Here is a 4,425-nt window from a genome sequence, read left to right as displayed (position 1 = left end):
CGCACACCAATCGAGATCTTCCTGCTTAATTTACGTCATTAAATTCGTTCAAGTTATTTCTTGCAATCTGCCTTATTATAACATCTTAATCGAACAAACGGTCGATAAAAACGCAAAAAAATGATCCCGACAATATGTCTAGGATCATCCATTTAAATATTTAGATCTTAAAAATCAACATCATCCGGATCTGCACATTGGCCACCGAGGTTAGTCAAAAGACTAATCTTCTTCATTTCGTCATCAGTTAACGTAAAATCAAAGATGTCCTTGTTTTGAACCATCCGGTTTTCATGGATTGACTTTGGTAGTGGCACAATTCCCTGTTGAATAATCCATCGCAAACTAACCTGTGCAGGCGTTTTATCGTACTTATCAGCAATTTGCAGAATTGTTGGGTTAGTCATTACGCTTGCTCCTTGTCCGCCAAGCGGGGCCCAAGCTTCTACCAGAATATTATGTGCTTGTAAATACTTTACCTGTTCAGTATGGGGCCAACCAGGATGAACCTCGATTTGGTCAACAGCTGGAGCTACCGTTGCGGTCTTCATTAAGTCAACAATATGGTGCGGCATAAAATTACTTAAACCGATTGCCTTAATTTTGCCCTCTTTATACAGGTCTTCCATTGCCCGCCAGGTTTCAGCGTTAATTTTACTTGCATCAGTACCGAATTGCTTTTGGTTTGCTGGCCAGTGAATTAAGTACAAGTCAAGGTAGTCCATTTGAAGCCGATCCAAAGTTTCTTGAAAGGCTTTCTTTGTCGATTCATAACCCCGATTGTCGTTCCACAACTTGCTGGTTACAAAGAGGTCTTCTCGGTCAATTCCAGAATCCTTAATTCCTTTACCAACCGCTTCTTCATTACCATATACAGCTGCCGTGTCAATGTGACGGTAACCAACCTTGATTGCATCAGCAACCGCTTTTTCGGCAACGTCAGCGGGAGTCCGAAACGTCCCGTAACCGACACACGGAATTTGGGTCCCGTTATTTAAATTCATCTTTGAGTTAATATCAGTTAATTCAATCATTCTTTTTCACTTCTTTCATACTTACTATTATATAGTCTTTCTCTCATTTAGGGTAATTTTTAAAATGTCTCTTTCTACTTTATTAAAATTCTATTATAATACTATTAAAATAATTCAAGGAGGTTTTCTATGCGACCACGAATTGCAATTCCAGCAGACACTTTAACTGAGGCTACTAATATTATTAATGAGCGTAACGCTGCTTATGCTCCTCGGCCACTAATCGAAGCAATTGTTAAATCAGGAGGCCTCCCAGTAATTTTTCCTAGTGTGGATCCTGAGTTAATTCCCAACTATCTTGATCTTTTCGATGGGATTATTTTTGCGGGTGGCAGTGACGTTGATCCCACTTTTTACGGTGAAGAGCCGCATCAAGAATTAGGATCTACATACTTCAAACGCGATTTATTTGAAGTTGCGTTAGTTAAAGCCGCGCTAGAAGCAAATAAGGCATTAATGGGAATTTGTCGCGGAATGCAAGTAATCAATGTTGCTCTCGGTGGAACTGTTTTTCAAGACTTATCAGAAGATCCGCGGCAAACCCTAAAGCACTCCCAAAATGCTCCGGGAAACTTTCCGTCCCACCATGTTAATGTAAAACAGGACAGTCGAATCTTTAACTTGGTTGGTTCACGGCCCTATGTTAACTCTCGTCATCACCAAGCATTAAACCAAATTGGAAACGACCTAAGAGTAACAGCACGAGCTGATGACCAAATTCCCGAAGCTATTGAATCGATCGATAATGATCGTGTTCTGGCTGTTCAATGGCATCCAGAAAACATGTTTAAGCATTATGATTATTCACAAGCGCTTTTCGCTGATCTAATTCAACGAGCACAAGAATAAATAAAGAGAAGAGGTAAGAAAAACTTGCCTCTTCTCTTTATTTATCTACTTAATGCTTTTCGTAACTCGTCTGAGCTATAAATTTTCCCATCTTCAAATCCCTTAAACGGATTAATCGATTCCTGAGCTGCAACCTGATAACGTTTTGCTCGACGAAGTGCATATTCCGTTAACGAACCATCTTTGACGTAGTTTAGCAGTTTAGCACTTGGTGTTGTCAGTGGATTTTCAACCCGATCTTCTAAATCTTCAAGTACTTCAGCATATTCTGGTCCCAATTGAATTTGATTTGCATACCGTTCAAGACTCTTCACTAGTGCCCGAGCAGTTGCTTGGTACTTGCAGTTTTCCCGTGGATCTTCTTCCGCAACGACCTCATTCATCTTATCAGCGTTTTTTAGAATATCATTAACTTCCTCTTCATTTAATGCTGGGTGCATGATGAAGTAACTAGCAAGCAGCCGGATAAACCGTAACGTCCCCGTACGAATCCCAACTGAACTACTTGGATCAAGATCGAGCATTCGTAATTCAAGGTATTCGATTCCATTTTTCGGTAAATCCTTAAGATTGCGATTACCCTTAAAACGGACTGGGCCGTGAAATTCATAGTCTGATGTTAGGACACCATCCTTAACTCCCTTTTCAATTCGCGCAATGTATCGATCAAGATTGGTAAAGTCGCCAGTAAACTTGGTACCGAATCCGTACTTGCTTTGGCGAATGCTCCGAAGCGGGTGTTGAGGTCCTTGACCATTTTCAAAGTAGTTTGCTTCCGCAATTGGACTAGCACCAAACAGGTAAGTGATAAACCAGCGATAGCGAACAAAGCCTTGCGCTAATATTGTGTAAAGGTAGTTACGGACTTCCCGCTCATCTTTAAACTTTCCCGGGAAATGTTTTTGAACTAGTGCAATAACGTGTTGATCAATACTTAAGTTGATGTGAGCACCACAGGGAGTTCCCTGTGAGTAGCCATGACGCTTTGCCCATTCCTTTAAATACGCCTCTTTTTCGGGGCCCATCTTAGCCAGCCGCAATTTCCGCTTATCCTTTGGCAACCGTGGTGGCATTGATAAGGGCCAAAGTAATTCTCCAGGAGCTAGTGCAGAACGCAACGAATTATTGATAACGTATAAATAGTGCATTGCATCAAGTGCGTGTTGAGCAGACGGCGTTACCGTTTCAGACATTGTTTCCAAAAAATCATTGGTAATCCATGGATTGGTCTTTTCATCACCAATTGCCGATGGATATGGCTCCTGGCTAATGTTACCATTCTCATCCACCCGTTGCATTTCGATTTCAAGGCCCATTGTAAAATCCTGAGTCTTTGCAACAGCCTCATTATCAAAGATTAATTGACCAATTTGACTGAACATTGCTGTCCCTCCTCATAACTCTCTCATTATTTTCTAATAATATACATGTTATGTTCCTCTAAGGCAATATTCAATCATAAATACTAAAGATTATTAAGTTCACTACTGAACTAGGCCGCTGTTTAAGTAATAGTACAAATAAAATTTAAGTATTTATTCAATTACTAACGCTTATCCTACTCTGTTCGTAACTCACTAACCAACTCATTAACTTGTTGTTGCTGTTTCGAGGTTTGATAAAATCTCCTTACTAATTGCCTTATCGTTACTTCCTTTTTTCGTCTTATTTGGTTATTTTGACTATCCTTAATCTCAACAGTTTGATCTTCATTAACTGAAAAATAGATGATTCTCTGCCTCTCACCCGCTGCAATTAGGAAGCTTTCATTTTCTCCAATTCCTTTTGGAACGGTATCCGATGGTTTAACGACACCATAGACTAGTTGATTGCTATTAAGCTGTTCTGTTAACCACTTTGGATCCATTGCTAAACCTACTAAAATGCTTAACTGTTGATCGGTTAACCTTAGGCGTGACTTCTGACTGGTCTCCTGCACGGTTTTTGGCTTCTCATTATGACTATCTTTTAGCGCAATATTAACAGCTCCTCCTACTCCTATTCCAATTACAACCACTACTAATCCTAGAAATTTAATTATCTTTTGTCGTTTCATCGTTCATTCCTCAATCTAATCGAGTAGGAGATAATTGATTAGTTCAATTATCGACCTCTCACACCACCGTACGTACGGTTCCGTATACGGCGGTTCGACAACTTAATCACATTGAATTGACTGGAGCGTCTTGGACATATTCATAAGTCCAAGTTGTTCCAGTTTTCTATTAGTTAGAGAATAGCTCAAGGTCTTACTATGTGCAGTTCGCCAGTAGCCCTTGCGGGTACTAGCGAAGACATATGCATCACGCTGGGACAGCCCCAACTTCTGTAAGTTAGTTATCTTAGTTTTAAACTTTTTCCATTGCTTCCAGATATACTGCCTTATTCGAACCCTCAACCACTTGTCGAGGCGTTGAATAAAGTTAGTTAGTTTCCCAATTGAGTAGTACTGAAGCCACCCACGCATTTTTCGATGAATTTCTTCAAACATTCTTGTCAGAGATATTCCACGATTACGTTTAGTTAATAACTTCAGCGCTTT

General features: G+C 40.1%; 5 protein-coding genes. 1 reads left to right on the top strand and 4 read right to left on the bottom strand.

The features are described from left to right. Positions 1 to 167: 167 nt before the first annotated feature. Positions 168 to 1,034 carry an aldo/keto reductase gene (locus QOS10_RS09085; RefSeq protein ID WP_283595158.1) on the bottom strand — a complete coding sequence of 289 codons (867 nt, stop codon included), beginning with the start codon at positions 1,032 to 1,034 and terminating at the stop codon, positions 168 to 170. Between the two features lie 129 nt (positions 1,035 to 1,163). Here QOS10_RS09085 and QOS10_RS09080 point away from each other — a divergent pair, with 129 nt between their 5' ends. Next, complete coding sequence (locus tag QOS10_RS09080) at positions 1,164 to 1,883, top strand: gamma-glutamyl-gamma-aminobutyrate hydrolase family protein (protein WP_098045201.1); 720 nt, start codon at positions 1,164 to 1,166, stop codon at positions 1,881 to 1,883. Between the two features lie 41 nt (positions 1,884 to 1,924). On the opposite strand, the gene QOS10_RS09075 is transcribed toward QOS10_RS09080, so the two are convergent. The 3 genes from QOS10_RS09075 to QOS10_RS09065 all read right to left on the bottom strand — a co-directional run. Continuing rightward, a complete protein-coding gene (locus tag QOS10_RS09075) occupies positions 1,925 to 3,265 on the bottom strand; it encodes a glutamate--cysteine ligase (protein ID WP_283595157.1) in 1,341 nt (446 codons plus the stop codon). A gap of 176 nt (positions 3,266 to 3,441) precedes the next feature. Further along, a complete protein-coding gene (locus tag QOS10_RS09070; RefSeq protein ID WP_283595156.1) occupies positions 3,442 to 3,939 on the bottom strand; it encodes an Lreu_0056 family protein in 498 nt (165 codons plus the stop codon). A gap of 102 nt (positions 3,940 to 4,041) precedes the next feature. After that, positions 4,042 to 4,425 (bottom strand): group II intron maturase-specific domain-containing protein (locus QOS10_RS09065; RefSeq protein WP_283595155.1); only part of this gene is annotated, 384 nt, incomplete at its 5' end.

Origin of the sequence: Limosilactobacillus galli (genome assembly GCF_947381495.1) — a bacterium.
Taxonomy (GTDB): Bacteria; Bacillota; Bacilli; order Lactobacillales; family Lactobacillaceae; genus Limosilactobacillus; species Limosilactobacillus galli.
Note: the sequence above shows the minus strand (reverse complement) of the source record. Positions and strands in the feature narration are given on the sequence as shown.